General features: G+C 66.2%; 19 protein-coding genes. 9 read left to right on the top strand and 10 right to left on the bottom strand.

Annotation, left to right across the window (positions count from 1 at the left end; genetic code table 11):
- Positions 1–61 precede the first annotated feature (61 nt).
- The gene (locus N2605_RS04115; RefSeq protein ID WP_260345903.1) at positions 62–748 is read right to left on the bottom strand and encodes a hypothetical protein; all 687 of its coding nucleotides are present in this window, start codon (positions 746–748) and stop codon (positions 62–64) included.
- A gap of 316 nt (positions 749–1,064) precedes the next feature.
- On the opposite strand from N2605_RS04115, the gene N2605_RS04110 reads away from it, so the two are divergent.
- Positions 1,065–1,613, top strand: a complete 549-nt coding sequence (locus N2605_RS04110; protein WP_225114033.1) for a TetR/AcrR family transcriptional regulator — start codon at positions 1,065–1,067, stop codon at positions 1,611–1,613.
- 56 nt (positions 1,614–1,669) lie between these two features.
- Here the strand turns inward: N2605_RS04110 and N2605_RS04105 are convergent, their stop codons facing one another.
- Entirely contained in the window at positions 1,670–2,467 is a 798-nt protein-coding gene (locus tag N2605_RS04105; protein ID WP_057026102.1) for an adenylate/guanylate cyclase domain-containing protein, read from the bottom strand.
- A 176-nt stretch (positions 2,468–2,643) separates the two neighbouring features.
- Between N2605_RS04105 and N2605_RS04100 the strand changes: the two genes are divergently transcribed.
- The 3 genes from N2605_RS04100 (at position 2,644) to N2605_RS04090 (ending at position 3,579) form a co-directional block, all read left to right on the top strand.
- Positions 2,644–3,012, top strand: coding sequence for a rhodanese-like domain-containing protein (locus tag N2605_RS04100; protein ID WP_036011668.1), 369 nt, complete (start codon positions 2,644–2,646; stop codon positions 3,010–3,012).
- Between the two features lie 94 nt (positions 3,013–3,106).
- Positions 3,107–3,313 (top strand): hypothetical protein, encoded by a 207-nt coding sequence (locus N2605_RS04095; RefSeq protein ID WP_050991724.1) that lies wholly within the window; start codon positions 3,107–3,109, stop codon positions 3,311–3,313.
- A gap of 86 nt (positions 3,314–3,399) precedes the next feature.
- Positions 3,400–3,579 carry a hypothetical protein gene (locus N2605_RS04090; RefSeq protein WP_036011671.1) on the top strand — a complete coding sequence of 60 codons (180 nt, stop codon included), beginning with the start codon at positions 3,400–3,402 and terminating at the stop codon, positions 3,577–3,579.
- Positions 3,580–3,760: 181 nt separating this feature from the next.
- Here the strand turns inward: N2605_RS04090 and N2605_RS04085 are convergent, their stop codons facing one another.
- The 5 genes from N2605_RS04085 to N2605_RS04065 form a co-directional block, all read right to left on the bottom strand.
- A complete protein-coding gene (locus N2605_RS04085; protein WP_036011673.1) occupies positions 3,761–4,084 on the bottom strand; it encodes a hypothetical protein in 324 nt (107 codons plus the stop codon).
- Positions 4,085–4,140: 56 nt separating this feature from the next.
- Positions 4,141–5,346, bottom strand: a complete 1,206-nt coding sequence (locus N2605_RS04080; protein WP_036011675.1) for an adenylate/guanylate cyclase domain-containing protein — start codon at positions 5,344–5,346, stop codon at positions 4,141–4,143.
- A gap of 101 nt (positions 5,347–5,447) precedes the next feature.
- Complete coding sequence (locus N2605_RS04075; protein WP_036026727.1) at positions 5,448–6,032, bottom strand: HutD/Ves family protein; 585 nt, start codon at positions 6,030–6,032, stop codon at positions 5,448–5,450.
- Complete coding sequence (locus N2605_RS04070) at positions 6,007–6,960, bottom strand: alpha/beta fold hydrolase (RefSeq protein WP_260345902.1); 954 nt, start codon at positions 6,958–6,960, stop codon at positions 6,007–6,009. Before N2605_RS04070 ends, N2605_RS04075 begins: the two co-directional genes overlap by 26 nt.
- Before the next feature lie 178 nt (positions 6,961–7,138).
- Complete coding sequence (locus N2605_RS04065; protein WP_260345901.1) at positions 7,139–9,229, bottom strand: adenylate/guanylate cyclase domain-containing protein; 2,091 nt, start codon at positions 9,227–9,229, stop codon at positions 7,139–7,141.
- Positions 9,230–9,537: 308 nt separating this feature from the next.
- Here N2605_RS04065 and N2605_RS04060 point away from each other — a divergent pair, with 308 nt between their 5' ends.
- The 4 genes from N2605_RS04060 to N2605_RS04045 are packed head-to-tail and all read left to right on the top strand — an operon-like array spanning position 9,538 to position 12,073.
- A complete protein-coding gene (locus N2605_RS04060) occupies positions 9,538–9,843 on the top strand; it encodes a BufA1 family periplasmic bufferin-type metallophore (protein WP_036026732.1) in 306 nt (101 codons plus the stop codon).
- A gap of 37 nt (positions 9,844–9,880) precedes the next feature.
- On the top strand, positions 9,881–10,795 hold the full coding sequence (bufB, locus tag N2605_RS04055) for an MNIO family bufferin maturase (protein WP_260345900.1): 915 nt from the start codon (positions 9,881–9,883) through the stop codon (positions 10,793–10,795).
- Positions 10,785–11,567 (top strand): HvfC/BufC N-terminal domain-containing protein, encoded by a 783-nt coding sequence (locus tag N2605_RS04050; RefSeq protein ID WP_260345899.1) that lies wholly within the window; start codon positions 10,785–10,787, stop codon positions 11,565–11,567. Before bufB ends, N2605_RS04050 begins: the two co-directional genes overlap by 11 nt.
- Positions 11,564–12,073 (top strand): DoxX family protein, encoded by a 510-nt coding sequence (locus tag N2605_RS04045; RefSeq protein WP_260345898.1) that lies wholly within the window; start codon positions 11,564–11,566, stop codon positions 12,071–12,073. Before N2605_RS04050 ends, N2605_RS04045 begins: the two co-directional genes overlap by 4 nt.
- Positions 12,074–12,184: 111 nt before the next feature.
- On the opposite strand, the gene N2605_RS04040 is transcribed toward N2605_RS04045, so the two are convergent.
- The 3 genes from N2605_RS04040 to N2605_RS04030 are packed head-to-tail and all read right to left on the bottom strand — an operon-like array spanning position 12,185 to position 14,268.
- Positions 12,185–13,030 carry an SDR family NAD(P)-dependent oxidoreductase gene (locus N2605_RS04040; RefSeq protein ID WP_225114022.1) on the bottom strand — a complete coding sequence of 282 codons (846 nt, stop codon included), beginning with the start codon at positions 13,028–13,030 and terminating at the stop codon, positions 12,185–12,187.
- Between the two features lies 1 nt (position 13,031).
- The gene (locus N2605_RS04035) at positions 13,032–13,592 is read right to left on the bottom strand and encodes a carboxymuconolactone decarboxylase family protein (RefSeq protein ID WP_260345897.1); all 561 of its coding nucleotides are present in this window, start codon (positions 13,590–13,592) and stop codon (positions 13,032–13,034) included.
- The gene (locus tag N2605_RS04030; RefSeq protein WP_036026741.1) at positions 13,570–14,268 is read right to left on the bottom strand and encodes a TetR/AcrR family transcriptional regulator; all 699 of its coding nucleotides are present in this window, start codon (positions 14,266–14,268) and stop codon (positions 13,570–13,572) included. Before N2605_RS04030 ends, N2605_RS04035 begins: the two co-directional genes overlap by 23 nt.
- A gap of 100 nt (positions 14,269–14,368) precedes the next feature.
- Between N2605_RS04030 and N2605_RS04025 the strand changes: the two genes are divergently transcribed.
- Positions 14,369–15,373: a Bug family tripartite tricarboxylate transporter substrate binding protein gene (locus N2605_RS04025; RefSeq protein ID WP_260345896.1), complete on the top strand. Its 1,005-nt coding sequence runs from the start codon at positions 14,369–14,371 to the stop codon at positions 15,371–15,373.
- Positions 15,374–15,379: the final 6 nt, after the last annotated feature.

Genomic DNA, 15,379 nt, shown 5'->3' with positions numbered 1-15,379 from the left:
CGGGCCATCTCCCACGGCACAACATCACATCGGGCCAGTTAAATTACACCTAGTGTAATTTTCAAGCGTTGTGCCGCCCGAGCCTGTTGACCTTCTCGTGAACGACACCTGCGCCGCGGCCCTCCCGCGCTGCGCGATTCAGTGGCCGCAGCGAAGCTCTGAGGATCCCGCGCAGCCGGACAAGCAAGAGGGCGGCTAGCGCCCGCAGCTTGGCCAGCGTCCCGGCGCGGATGACGGTCAGCACGGGGAGCAGCGCGAGCAGAAGGCTGAGGCCAATCCAGCGCAGAAGGCGGCCGGCCAGAAAGGCCTGGATCGTCGGGGTCCAGTCGTCCACCACGAGATTGACGGTCGCGGCGAACGCCGCCTTCGCACCGAGACAGAGGAAGCTGTTCGAAACGACGTTCGCCAGATCGAAGCAGGGATGGAACGAGATGGCGCACAGCAGGATGAGAACGCCGAAATTGCCGAGATACGGCGAACGTATGGCCTTCACCGCGCGCGCGAGGGTCCGAGCGACAAATCGACGCTGGTCACGTTCCCTTGGCGAGCCTTGCACGGCGCCGTCGAGGCGCTGCTCGCCGGCATGACGGGCTCGCGCGTCATGTATCGTCCGGGGGACGGATTGCAGGCTCCTGCGAGGTCTGCTGATTGCACGGCGAGGCCGGTGCGGCGCGCCCTGGCGATGGCTGGAGGCGACGTAACCGGCAGGATTGCGGCGTAGAAGCTCGATGTTGCCGGAGCTGCGCATGCGCTGGTCCTTCCCGGCCGCCGCTTGCAGCAAACCGGCCTCGGCATCGTGGAAATCGCAACGCGAAGCATCGGCATCCCGGTCGTTCGCCGGGCCGTCCCTGTCTGCAGTCATCTTGATCCAGTTCGCTGGTCTTGGACGCCTCGAATCGGCCCGAGCCTTGCTGGCCGGCCTCACATGCAGTAATTTCGCACTTGATGCGGAATTTTATCGCACTGAGTGTAATTTTGAATGAGGCCGTTGTGTGTCGAAACAAGACGGAGACGACCCATCACCGAAAAGCGAGGGACTGAGGGAGCAAAAGCGCCGCGAAACGTTGCGACGGATCACCGACACCGGTCTGAGGCTCTTCCTTCGGAACGGCTATGAGGCGACGACGCTCGATGCCATCGCGGAGGCAGCGGGAATTTCGCGTCGGACCTTCTTCTATTATTTCAAGTCGAAGGAAGACATCATCCTGGCCTGGCAGGGCGGTCTCGCCGAAGCCATAGGGCGCGCCGTTCTGGAGCAATCGACCAAGCAGCCGCCGCTCGAAGCGGTGAAGAATGCACTGGTCAGACTCACGGCGTCCTACGAGGACGTCCAGGCCCGGAAACAAATGATGGAGATCGACCGGTTCATCCGCACCAACGAGACGCTTCGCGCCCGGGAGGCCACCAAATACGCCCAACAGGAACAGGCGGTCTTCGACGCGCTCTGCACGATGTGGCCGCAGCCCAAGCGGCGAACGGCACTCCGCATAGTCGCGATGGTCTCAATCGGAGCTTTTCGCCTTGCGATCGACAGTTGGAGCCAGGATGAGGGAAGGCGTCCCTTCGCCGCCTATTTGCGGGACCGTTTCGCAAACATGAAGGCGGAAGCTTGAATCCAGGGGCTGTGACTGAGGCGCAGCCTCGCAAGGCTTATTGCGCCGCGATGCCCTCAGCCCTCCACCCGGTACAGCCGCCACCTTTCGGGCACCCCCTTGAGCCGGTGCTGGCCATGATCCCTCAGGTTGATTGCGGACTGCGCCGCCATCAGTTCCTTTACCGCGCTCGAAACCAGCACCTCGCCCGCGCGTGCTTTCGCTGCAACCCGGGTGCAGATGTGGAACGCGAGGCCGACCATTTCGCCGCCGCTGATGGTGTATTCGCCCGCGTGGAGACCCACCCTGATCTCGAGGCCGAGCGTGCGCACGGCTTTCTGAATCGCGGCCGCGCAGGCGATGCCGGCAGCGGGTTTCCTGAAGGTCGCCAGCACGCCGTCGCCCGTGGTCACGACCTCCTTGCCGCGGCACGTCTTCAGCTCCTTGCGGACCGCCGCGTAATAATGGCCTATCACCTTGGTCCAGCGCGCATCGCCGAGCTTGGCTGCCTTCGCCGTGGAGCCGACGATGTCCACGATGAGGATGGTGGCGAGCGCCTGCTTGAGCTCGGCGGCGCGGGCAGCCGACCGGCGCCGGTTCGCGATGGGTCCGGTCAGCGGCTCATAGCGGTGATTGCGGCGCCGCGCGATCGCGGCTTTCGTGTACTCCTGCGCGCGCTGCGCGGTGCCGCAACGGATCGTCTTCTCCTGCGGCGACCGGGACCAGTAGACCTTGCGCCCGGCGCCGGCGCCCTGCACCTCCACCGCGCCCCATTTCAGGAAGACCGCCGCGCCGACGCGTCTGACGCACCACGCCTTCGAGGTGTATCCGGAGACGTTGGACTGATGGACACCGATGCGGAGAAATTTGGGCATGAAGATGCGGCCAGAGACCGTTTGGGCGTAGCTTCGGCAAGGCTAGTCGGACAATCCGGCCTTGGCAACCGGACCTCCGGCCTCTGACTCCGGCGGGACAAGCTTATCCAGGAGCGATGTCCAGATCGATGTGCTATCCTCCTATGGGGCGGCAGAAGAAAATCCGGAGAGAATTTATGGCAACGAGTGTCAAGCAAATGCTGGAAGCTGCGAACGCGGCGGTCCCGAAGATCACCTCGGAGCAGGCGGCCGAGATGATCAACAAGGGCAACACGCTGGTCGTGGACGTTCGCGATGCGCCGGAAGTCGCCGCCAGCGGCAAGATCGCCGGCGCCGTGAACGTCTCGCGCGGGATGCTGGAGTTTCGCGCCGACCCGGAGTCGCCCTATCACGACAAGGCGTTCGACAAGGGCAAGACCGTCATCCTCTATTGCGCATCCGGCGGCAGGTCGGCGCTGGCCGGCAAGCTCTTGAAGGATATGGGTTACGAGAACGTCTACAACGTCGGCGGCTTCAAGGACTGGACGGGCGCAGTCGAGAAGTAGCGAGAACAGCGGCGCGGTTCCGTTGACTGCGCTGCGAACTCCGATTGGCACTTTCTGCGGCAAGGCGCGTTGCGGTGTTGTCGAGGAGGCGCAGATGACCAAGACCAAGGCTGCCCACGCACAAGACGCCAAGATTCCCACGCAAGCAGCGCTCAATCCCGGTGACGAAGCTCCGCCCGGAACCAAGGGCACCGGCGACGACGTCTGTCCCGATTGTCACGGCAAGGGACGCATCGACGGCGCGCCTTGCGCCACCTGCGGCGGGAGCGGCACCATCACGCGGGCAGTCGGCGGCGCCTGACGCCGCCTCGTCCAGCGGCTTCATCTTCGTAGCAACGATCGGCCCTTCACGTGTGTTTTCCCCAACTGGAGACAGTGAGGCGCACCATGAACAAGACGACCGGACTGACACCCGACGACTTTCCGATCGAAGCCGACAAGGACAAGCTGAAGACACACAAGGGCGAGCCGGTGGCCTCGGCCGAGACCGAGCAGATTGCGGACGAGATCGCCGACCGGCTGAACGAGCAAGCCCACCAGGAAGAGCAGGACCGCTGGTCAGCCTAGTTCAGCGGGTTTGCGGCGCCCCATCGAATTTGGAACGACCACGCGTTCCCGCGCATTGGCCCTTCGCCGGCGTCTCACCATTCCGGCAAATGGCGGCCCCGGCTCAAGCCCGCCCCCGGATGCCGGGCCGGGGCCGCCTAGAGCGCGATGCGATTAGGATGAACCGTCATCGCGCTCCAGGTTATTGTTTGAGCATGATCTTTTTGGAAAACCGCTGCGCACTTTGCGCTGCGCGGCCCTCCGGGTCCGGATCATGCACCAGGCCGAGCACAGGAGCGGACATGAAAGCACTCGTCATAGCAGGGCTCATCGCGGCGCTCGCCTCGTCTCCTTCCGCCTTCGCGCAAAGCGGCGCGGGGCCGTCGAGGACGGGCTCCGGCATCAATTCGACCGGCACCGGCGGCACGACCGGCGCGGGCGCCTCCAGCCTCAATACGTCGTCGGACGCCAACAACGGCGGCGCCAATGCACCGGCGAAGTCGTCAACGATGAGGCCGGGCGACAACGATCCGGCCAGGCAGACCCAGGGGGGCCAACAGGCCCTGCCGAACGCCCCCGGAACTAACCGGAAATAGCGCGAGCCGGATAGGCATAGAGCTCGATGGGGGCGTTGAAGCCGCGCACCTCGTGCCGGCCGACATGCTCCAATGCGAACTCCTTCTCGACAAGCTCGGCGAAATCGCGTGACAGCAGCACGTTCCTGCCGAGCGTCTTGGTCAGCGCCTCCAGGCGGGAGGCCATGTTGACGGCCGGGCCGATCACCGTGAAATCCAGCCGCTGGGCAGATCCGATATTGCCGTACATGACATCACCGACGTGGACGCCGATGCCGTAGTTCAGCGGCGCGCGGCCGGTCGCGCTGTTCCGATCGTTGAGCGCGGCCATGGCTCCCCTCGCCTCGGCCACCGCATGCAGAAGATTGGCGCAGGCGTTCGGCTGATGCAGCGGGAAGATGGCGAGCAGCCCGTCGCCGATGAACTTCAGGATCTCGCCGCCGTGCCGCGCGATCGGCTCCGACATCGCGTCGAAATAGTCGTTGAGAAGGTCGATGACATCGTCGCGCGGCCAGTTGTCGGAGATCTTGGTGAAGTCCCTGAGGTCGCAGATCATGATCGCGGCGCGCACCGTCGTGCCGGTGCCGCGCCTGGTGGCGCCGGCCAGGATCAGCTCGCCGGCATGGGAGCCGACATAAGTTTCCAGCAGCGTGCGCGCCAGGCGATTCTTGATGCGGATCTCGCTGACCAGCGCCAGCACCGGCAACAGCTTCTTCAGGCCGGCGATGTGGACATCCTCGAAACCGCCGGGACGATCAGTGGCGAAGGTCACGACGTGGCGCTTGCCGAGCGTGTGCAGCAGCGGCCAGGCCACATAGTCGGTCATGCCCAGCGACCGCATGTCGTCATAGAGGGCATGCTTGCGACCGAGCGAGGAATCCTGCTCGAGCTTTTCGCGGACCTCGTCGGCACCGTCATGGATCTCGTTGGCGGAGCTGCCGATATATTCGGACCGCTCGCGAACGTCATAGTCGGCCAGCGTGATCTCCGCCTCGCGCTTGCCGTCGGACCACATCATGCGGGCACCCAGCCATTGCGGATGATGGATCATCACGTGAAGCGTCGATCGCTTGAGCGGAATGCCCGCCTGCTGCAGGCGGATGCACATCAGCGCGAAGATGTCGTCGATGAAGCGCTCGTCGCGCGTGCCGTTGGTCAGCCAGTCGATGACGCCGTCGGCCAGTGTGGGGGCGTATGTGTGTGGCGCATTCATATCCTGCCCCTCGAGCTGCGGTTTAGCCAGCAGATATCGTGCGCCGGCCCGGCGGCGTCAACCTAGCTAGTTGCATGGATTGTGCGCATCGGTCTGAGGTTCTAGACCAGAAGCCGGATCGACCCCAGCACCGCCAGACCCGCGACGAGCGCAAGCTGCGACGGCCCGGCCAGCTCGACCTTCAACGTGCCGGTGCGGGGAATCGCAAATTCCTCGTTGTCGAGGCGGATGCGGCATTCGCCGCGCGGGGCGTAGACCAGATGCGTGCCGGCGGCGAGGTGCCGGTCGCCGGGCTGCTTCAACGCGAGGAGATCGATCTCGGCCGCGCCGCGCCGCGCCATGAGGTTCACGACCTCGACGGGACCGGCCTCGAGCTCGGTCACGATCTCGAGCTCGCCGGTGAACCGCACCGTCGTAAAAGGTTCACGTTCGTCGAATTCCTGCGTCGGCGACTTCAGCACCAGCCCGCGGCCCTCGACGACCATTTGCAAGCGGTCGATGCCGGGCATGTGGGAGAACGGACCGGACGCAAGAATCGGCGTCGACGCAAAGCGCCAGAGCAGGCTGTCCCAGTCCTTCCGCGGCGCATCGGCCCGATGCGCATCCGCGATGTCGGTGAAGACGCCGGCGCCGTTCTTCCACGGCGAGCGGGTGTAGATTTCAGGATTGAGCAGCGTTGCCTTCATGGAGATCCCTTATGCGATGTAGGTGCGGAGCATCGGCGCGCCCGTCCAGGAACGGCTCGGCCGCCTTGAGCACCGCATCCAGATGCGTGAACAGCGAGACGTGACCGCCATCGGGGAGCGCCAGCAGCTTCGCCTGCGGGATTGCCCGGCAGACGTTCTCGGCATGCGAGAACGCCAGCACATCGTCGGCGCGGCCGTGTACGACGAGAGCAGGCGCCGAGACCGTTCCTACGGGCAACTGCTCGAGCGCGGCAAATTGCGCGATGTCGTTGACGGTCCCGGGGATCCTGGCGGCTAGATGCTCGAACACGCTCGACTGCAAGGTGCGCAACAAGAGGCCTGCCTCGGGATGGCGCAGGGTTCGTTCGCGCATCGCGTCATCGGGAATCGCGCGGCGCGCACCAGCTTGCGGATTGCGTTCAGCCCGCCACTTCAGGACCCCCGGCAATCCGGGAAGACGCGCAAGATAGCGCATCATGCGCAGGCGCGCGGCGATGTCCGGCGGCGTTTGCAGTCGTCCCGTGCAGGCCGACACCAGCACCAGCGACCGGCAGCGCGAGGGATGCCGCGCGGCAAATTGCAGCGCCGAAGGGCCGCCGGCCGAGACCGCGACGACGGCCGCGCTTGAAATCCCGAGCGCGTCGAGCAGATCCCGATAGAGATCAGCCTGGTCATCGGGCGATGCGCCCAGCTCCAGGCGCGAGCCGAGATAGCCGGGGCGAGACACGGCCAGCACCCGCTTGTCGCTGAGCGTCGAAGTGAGCGCACGCGCCAGCAGCCACGATTGGTCGTGGCCGCCCATGCCGCCATGGATGGCGAGGATCGCAGGCCCCTCGCCTGCGATCGCGCATTGGACGACGCCGCGGGAGGTCCGCACCGAGACGGGAGCAGGCCCGGCGAGCGGCAATGCGTCCGGATTTGCGGTCATGTCGCGCCTTCCACGCCTTCGGGTGCGCCGGCCTTGAGATGGCGCAGAACCTTCGCGGGACGCTGACGCCCGGGTGAACTGCCGACCCGGGCGGTCCCATACTATAGGGACCCGGCGAGCTCAAGGGCTCGGCCTGCAGGTTGCGCGGGCACGCCATGACGTCGTGGAATCCGCGCCGCTATTTCGACGCCAATGCCGCCACAGGCCGCCAAGTGACGTCGGGCGCAGCTGCAGCGAGCCGACGGCAGCGGTCCCGCATCAGCTCGGCTGGGCGATCGTCGCCGCGCTGCTTCAGCACCGCCTCGAAATCGGCCAGCGCGTCGGCAAAGCGGCGGGCGCGATAGGTGGCGAGTCCGCGCTCGTAGTCGGCGATCCAGCCGGTGCTGCCAACCGCCATCTCGTTCGCCATCCCGATCAGCTCGTGGACGGAGAGTCCCTCCTCGCGTCCGTAGACCGCGATGCTGTCGACCTCGCGCGTGACAACGGCGCCGCGCGCCAGACGTTCGGTTGCCGCGCCGATCAGGATCTGCGTGCCGTAGGATTTGTTGGCGCCTTCGAGCCGGCTCGCGACGTTCACGGCATCGCCGATCACGGTGTAGTTCAGCCGCAGCTCCGAGCCGATATTGCCGACCAGCATGCGGCCGGAATTGATGCCGATTCGGATCTGGAGCGGCTGACCGAGATCGTCGACAAGGCCCGACTCGCCGATCGCCTTGCGGCAGGCGAGCGCGGCGCGGCAGCATCGCGCGGCGTGATCGGCTTGCGGCTGCGGCGCGCCCCAGAACGCCATCACGGCATCGCCGATGAACTTGTCGATGGTCCCGCCATTGGCGACGATGATCTCCGAGGTGAGGTCGAGATAGCGCGACAGCAGCGGCACGACGCGATCGCCGAGCCGCTCCGACAGTCCGGTGAAGCCGGCGATGTCGATGAACATCACGCTGAGCTCCTGGATGCTGCCGCCGGGCTTCGCCTCGACGCCCTGGCGCAGCAGGCCACGGACGAGATCGGCCGGGATGAACTTGCGGAATGCGGACAGGCCGGCCGCCATCTCCGCGATCGCACCCGACAGACTTGCGATCTCCTTCAGCCGCGACGGATGGCGACGGACCTGCTCCAGCGCGAAGGCTTCGACATGGCGCAGTTCGCCGACGACGCGCGACAGCGGCGCGGCGATGACGGACCGCGCCAGCATCGCCGAGGCCAGCGCCGCGAGCACGGCGCCGACGGCAAGACCGAGGATCAGCCGGTGCAATGTCGTCTCGACCGGCCCGAGAAATTCGGCCTCGGGGATGACGGTCGCGAGCGACCAGCCGGGAAACGGCAGCGGCGTCAGCGCAACCTCATAGGCCGCGCCGCCCGAGGTGAGCCGGCTCCGCCAGGCCTCCTTGCGGCCGGCTTCCCCGGCCTGGTCGAGCGCTGCGCGCGCCAGCGGGAGTAGCGCGGTGTTGCCACGCGCCGGATGGAGCTCGTCGGCGTCCTTGTCCGGCGCTGCGACGAGCTCGCCGCTGCCGTCGACGATGAAGGCGGTGCCGGTGCGTCCGACCTCCAGCTGCGACAGGAAGCGCGCAAGCCTGGTATATTCGATGATGACGGCAAGCACGCCTTGGCGCTCCTGGTAGACGTCGATCGGGCCGGCGAAGGCGATCGACGGCCGCTCGCCGGTCGCGTGGTACATCACCCTGAACCATTGCGGGTCTTCCGCGCCGAGGCCGGCCTTGAACCAGGCCTGATCGGCGACGCGGAAATCGGTCGGCTCGAAGCGGCGGTTGGCGAACTCGATGTCGCCGGGCACCACGTCGTATTCGTCGACGCGGCGCTCGCCCGGATGATCCGTCAGCGAGATCTCCATCATCTCCAGGCGCCGATCGCCGAGCTTGTGCGCGGCGAAGAAGGAGCCGTCAGGCCAGCCGAACGCGACCCAGGAAATCGTGGCCTGCGATTGCAATTGCGAGAGGAAGACGAATTCGCGCTTGTCGGCCTCGCGGGTGTCGAGCACGTTCTGGAGGAACAGGGTGCGGATCGCGGTATGCGCGGCGCGCGCCTCGTCGACGATGGCCGAGACCTCCTTGCGCACCGCCGCGACGATCTGCTCGTTGATGGTCGAGGCGAGCTGCCGGCTGGCCGCCTCCGCGGTGCGCCACCACAGCAGGCTGGAGAGCGCCGCGGTCAGCAGGATCGCGGCGAGGACCAGCGCGGAGACAGCAAGGCGGATACTGACCGTCATCCTTGCGATCGCGCGCAGCTGGCGTCCGGGATCGACGTTCATGGTTTTATCCGCCTTTGGGTGGGCGCGACTCCTGTCATCTTCCTACGCAGATTTCCTACCGTCCGTTACCTCTGCCAAGTTTGGTCGGACGCATCCAATGCTCTCGCTCTAACGTGTCGATAGCGCCAAGGCATTGGATTTGGGCACCCACTTGCCCGCTAATCCCGTCCAAGCGCACCGACCGTGCGCCCGATCCAATCGATCTCACGGTTTCGTGAGCAGCCCGCCGTAACACGGGCGGCGCGCGGAACGAAGGAGATCATGCGCGCTCGCCTGCCGGGCGGCACCATTCGAACAGGAGAACCTCGATGTCTGCCAAACATACCGTCACCTCCCTCGTCCTCGCCGGTGCGGTGTCGACCGCGCTCGCGACCCTTGCCTCCGCCGCCCCCCTGAGCAAGGCCGAAGCCGATGCCGCCGTCGCCGCCAAGAAAGAGAAGTGCTTCGGCGTCGCACTGAAAGGCCAGAACGATTGCGCGGCGGGACCGGGCACCACCTGCCAGGGCACCTCGACCGTGGACTACCAGGGTAATGCCTGGAAATTCGTCAAGGGCGGCACCTGCACCAGCATCGAGCTGCCGGGCGGCAAGAAGGGTTCGCTGAAGCCGATCTGACGGCCGGCGCAACGGCAAGCGCGAACGGAGCAGCACGATGAGCACGATCAAGCCGGCCCCGCCAGCAGCGCTGCCGCTCCGCTTCGCAACGCCGATCGGCGGCGTTGCCGGGACGAGCTTCAAGCCCGAGCACCTCCCGGCAATCCTCGAGGCAAAGAATCGGCGCGGCTTCTTCGAGGTCCACGCCGAGAACTACATGGGCGCGGGAGGGCCGCCGCATCGCGCGCTGGAGGCGATCCGCCGCGATCATCCGCTCTCGCTGCACGGCGTCTGCATGTCGATCGGCGGACCCCGGCCGCTCGACAAGGCGCATCTGGCGCGCTTCCGCGGCCTGGTCGCGCGCTATCAGCCGGCGCTGGTCTCCGAGCATCTCGCCTGGTCGACGCACGAGACCAGCTTCTTCAACGATCTGTTGCCTCTGCCCTACACGGCGGCGACGCTGACTTGCGTCTGCGATCACATCGATCAGGTGCAGGAGGCGATCCGGCGGCCGCTGCTGTTGGAAAACCCGTCGACCTATCTCGCCTTTCGCGAATCCTCCATGCACGAGACCGAATTCATCCGCGCCATTGCGGAGCGCACCGGCTGCGGCCTGCTGCTCGACGTCAACAACGTGTTCGTCTCCGCGGCCAACCATGGATATTCTGCGCTCGACTACCTCGCTGATTTCCCGCTGTCGCGCGTCGAGGAAATTCATCTCGCCGGGCATGCCGAGCAGGCCGACGACGAAGGTGACCTGCTGTTGATCGACAGCCACGATGGCCCGGTGGCCGACGCCGTCTGGAAACTCTACGAGATCGTGATCCGCCGCCGTGGGCCGGTGCCGACGCTGATCGAATGGGACAGCAAGATTCCGGACTGGCCGGTGCTGCAAGCGGAAGCCGCTGCCGCCCAGGCGATCCTCGATCGCCATCAGTCCGCCGTGCCGGCAGGAGAGCGTCATGCCGCCTGAACCAGGTTTGTGCTTTGCCGCATCGTTCGCGCCGGCGCTGCTGGATCCGGCGCGCAGCACGCCTGAGCTCGTGACCGGCCCGAACGGCAAGGCCGCTGGCCGGCGCTACGACGTCTACCGCAACAACGTCACGGTCAGCCTGATCGACGCGCTCGCCGCGATCTATCCGGCGGTGCAGCGCATCACCGGCGTCGACTTCTTCCGCGCGATGGCGCGCTTGCATGTGCGCAGCAATCCGCCGACATCGCCGCTGCTGTTCGAATACGGCCGCGAATTCCCGGACTTCATCGAAGCCTACGAGCATGCGCAAGATCTGCCCTGGCTCGCCGACGTCGCGCGTCTCGAGCGGGCCTGGCTCGATGCCTATCACGCCGCCGACGCCGTCCCGCTGTCGCCGGCCCGGCTCGCGGCGGTGACGCCCGACCACTTGGCTGATCTGGTGTTCATTCCGCACCCGGCCGCACGGTGCCTGCGTTCGAACTACGCTGCCGTGACGATCTTTGCGGCCAACCGCGACGACGCGCCGATCATGCCGATCGATGCCTCGACGCCGGAAGATGCCCTGATCACGCGAGGCGAATTCGACGTCGCCGTGCGCCGCCTTCCACCCGGCGGCGCGGTCTTCGCGCACCATCTCATGTCGGGCCGGCCGCTCGGCGAAGCCGCGGCGGCGGCGCTGGCGGCGGCAAGCGAATTCGACATCGCCGCAAACATTGCCGGGCTGATCGAAGCCGGCGCCTTCACCTCGCTCTGTTGCGGAGACCCATCATGATCACGGAGCAGCCCATGACGCCCGCCAGCGGCCTGCCGTCGCCCGGAGCACTCATCGACAGAGCCAATCATCTGGTGCAGGCGCTCGCGATGCCATCGCTGGTCCAGCTGGTGCTGCGCCTCGCGCTGGCCGTGCCGTTCTGGCGCTCGGGCCTGCTCAAATGGAGCGGCTTCCTCGAGCTCAACGACACCGCGGTGACGCTGTTCAGCGACGAATTCATGCTGCATCTGCCCGGCGGGCCCTATCACTTTCCGGCCCCGACGGTGATGGCCTTTCTCTCGGGCTCCGGCGAGATCATGTTCCCGATCCTGCTGGTGCTGGGACTGGGCACGCGGTTCGCCGCGCTCGGGCTGCTGTTCATGACCGTGATCGTCGAGCTCACGGTGCCCGACGGCTGGCCGGTCCATCTCACCTGGGCAGCGATGGCACTTGGCATCATGGCTTACGGGCCGGGGAACGTCTCGCTCGACCATCTCGTTTGTCGCGCGCGGTCGCACGGGCGATAGGCACGCACAAGTCCGTAGCCCGGATGGAGCGCAGCGCAATCCGGGGCAGGTTGCGCGGTGAGGCAGCGGTCCCGGATTACGCTGCGCTCCATCCGGGCTACAGAAGAGCGCTTACATCCCGCTCAGGCCGCTATCGACTGCGAGGGTCTGTGCGGTGACGTAGACGCTTTCGTCCGAGAGGAAGAACAGCACGGCATAGGCAATCTCCCAGGCTGTCGCCTGGCGGCCGAACGGGATGTGGCTCTTGCCGCGGGAGGGACGGCCGGCGCCGGCTTCGCGGCCGTTGGGGGTGTCGACGAGTCCGGGATAGACGAGATTGGCGCGGATGCCGCGGCGGGCTCCGAGATGGGCGATGTTGCGCATCAGACCGCCGAGCGCGGCTTTCGAGGAATCGTACACCGCCATCTGCGAGCCCGCCTTCAGCGCGGCGATGGAGGAGATGAAGACGATGGCGCCGCCATCGTCGAATTTCGGCAAGCCGGCGCGGCAGCACAGCATGGGGCCGCGGACATTGACGTCGTAGATCTTGTTCCACTCCTCGGGGCTGACGGCATCGAGCCCGACCTTGCCGAATGTGCCGACGTTCAGCACCATGCCGTCGAGCCCGCCCATGGCGCGGCGCGCCTCGTCGATCATGCGGACGACGTCGGCCTCCGAGGTGACGTCGGCCGCGATGGCAAAACCCTCGCCGCCTTCATCCGTGATGCGCTTCACCGTCTGTTCGGCGGAGCTGCGGTTGAGATCGGCGACCGCGACCTTGGCGCCCTCGCGGGCGCACAGGATGCTCATGGCACGGCCGTTGCCGATTGGATCGCTCGCTGCGTCGAACACGCGTTGGCCGCCGCCGACGATCAGGATGCGGCGCCCTTTGAGGCGCCCCCTGCCCGGCGCTTCTCCGGATGATTCCGCGCTCGGCGGACGAATGTAACGCTCCGGCTTGCTCTCGGTGTCCGCCATCTCAGCCGCCTGGCTTCTTGCCGCCGTCATAGACCTTCATGCCGGCGGCGGGATCGAGATCGGTTTCCGTTGCTTCGGTCAGGCGCGCCATCATCATGTAAAAGCCGAGCGCGACGATGGCTTCGACGATTTCCTGGTCGCTGAAATGTTTTCGCACGGCCGCGAAGATGGTCTCGGGGACACGGACGTTCTCGACCACTTCGCGGCCGAACTTCAGCAGCGCGCGCTCGGCCTCGCTCAGGCCGGCGGCGTCGTAGTTACTACGCTCGACGGCGTCGATCTGGTCCTGCGTGCAGCCGACGCCGAGCGCGATCGGCACGTGCTGGCGCCACTCGTAGGCGCCGCCTTCGAGCTGGGCGGACTGGAGGATCAGAAGCTCGCGGTTGACCGCGCTGAGCTTCTGCTTGTGCAGGATGGAATTGCCGAGCCGCATCGCCGGAATCATGTTGGCCTCGGCATGGGCCATCATGCGGAAGATGTTGAGCTTGACCGGCATGCGGTCGAACGAGGCGCGAATGTCGCCGCTCGTCGTCTCCGGATCAATCAGGGGCAGCCTTGCCACGCATTTCTCCCTTGGGCTTTCGTTTCTTGTTGTCGGCGTCTTGACCTGCCGCGATCAGCGACAGGAAGAAGGCGAGATAGCGGTCGATCGCCTCGATCACCTTCGGCCGCGGCGACGGCACCGCGCCCATCACGTAATGCTCGAGGCGGATGTAGATCAGACCGGCGGCGAACAGCCGCGCGGTCTCGCGCGGATCAGTGGTCGAGATCAGGCCGGCGAGCGCGAAGCCGCGGAAATAATCCGTCATCAGGCTCTGCTCGCGCGCGTAGAAATGATCGGCGAATTTGGCGCGAATGCCTGGCACGCGGTTGCGCTCGGCGGTGATGACCTTCTGGAACTGGTGCTCGCGCGGATCGGACCATTGCTCGACGAGGTCGAGCGCGAACTGCCGGCAGAACTCCGCCGGCTGCCGCGCCAGCTGCTTGTAGCGCGGCTCCTCCAGCCGGCTCGCCGAGCTGGCCGGGCCATGCTCGCTGACGATCGCCTCGAGGATCGCCGCCTTGCCGGGGAAATGGTTGTAGAGGCTGCTCTCGCGGATGCCGACGCGGCGCGCGAGCTCGCGCATCGAGGCGCCGCCATAGCCGCTCTGCGCGAACAAATTGAGCGCTTCGGCGAGGATGCGCTCGCGCGTCGTGGGCGCAGCCGCTTCAGCCGCGCTGGAGGTGTCGACAGCCATGCTGCTTGACTAACGAACGCTCGTTCGCTAGTCAACCGTACGAACGATCGTTCGTTTCAACTCCGCTCGATAAGCGGAGAGCAATTGGGGGAAGAACGCCATGGCAAGCCACGCTCGCCTTTTGCCCGCGCAAACCATCGCAGCGCTTCGCATCGTCACATCATTGCTGCTGATCTTGTCAGCGGCGCCGTCCGCCCGCGCCGAGGATGCTGCCGCCTACCCCACCCGCAAGATCAGGATGCTGCTGCCTTACGCGGCCGGCGGCGGCGGCGACGTAGTCGGCCGGCTGCTTGCGGACAGGATGGGCAAGACGCTCGGGCAGAGCATCTATATCGAGAACCACACCGGCGCCGCCGGCACGATCGGCACGCAGATGGTCGCGACTTCCGCGAATGACGGCTACACCATCACCGTCGGCGGCATGACCACGCATGTGCTGGCGCCCGCGATCTATCCAAAACTGCCCTACGATCCGATCAAGGACTTCACGACGATCGGGCGCGTCGGCGTCTCCTCCATCATGCTGGTGGCGACCAAGGACTTTGCCGCCAATGACATCAAGGGTCTGGTCGCGCTGGCCAAGAAGGGCGAGCCGATCCAGTACGGCAGCTGGGGCGTCGGCTCGACCGGACAATTCTGCGCGGAAATCCTGATGCAGCAGACCGGCATCAAGATGGACCACGTGCCGTTCAACGGCATCGCAAAGCTGGCCGGCGATTTGCTCGGCCGCCACATTTCGCTCGCGACGCTCGACGTTGCCACCGCAACGCCGCTGGTGAAGGAGGGCTCGATCAAGGCGCTGGCCGCCTGCGGCGAGCGGTCGCCGAGCCTGCCCGAAATCGCCAGCTACAAGGAGCAGGGCGTGGCGTTCGACCGCAGCCTGTCCTGGGCGATGTATGCGCCGGCCGGTGTCGCACCGCCGATCACGCAGAAGCTGTCGGCGGCCCTGAAGGAGGCCCTTGGCGATGAGGTCGTGAAGCAGAAGCTGCTGGCGCTCGGCATCACGCCGCAATTCGTGCCCGGCGAGGAGCAGCGCGACATCAACGCCCGCGACATCACGGCCTGGAAGCAGGTTGCCAAGGACGCGGGCATCGAGGTCAAGTGAGCAAGC

This window comes from Bradyrhizobium yuanmingense, assembly GCF_025200905.1.
Lineage (GTDB): Bacteria > Pseudomonadota > Alphaproteobacteria > Rhizobiales > Xanthobacteraceae > Bradyrhizobium > Bradyrhizobium yuanmingense.
The sequence above is the reverse complement of the archived record's forward strand: the minus strand, read 5'-3'. Positions and strand labels throughout refer to the sequence as shown.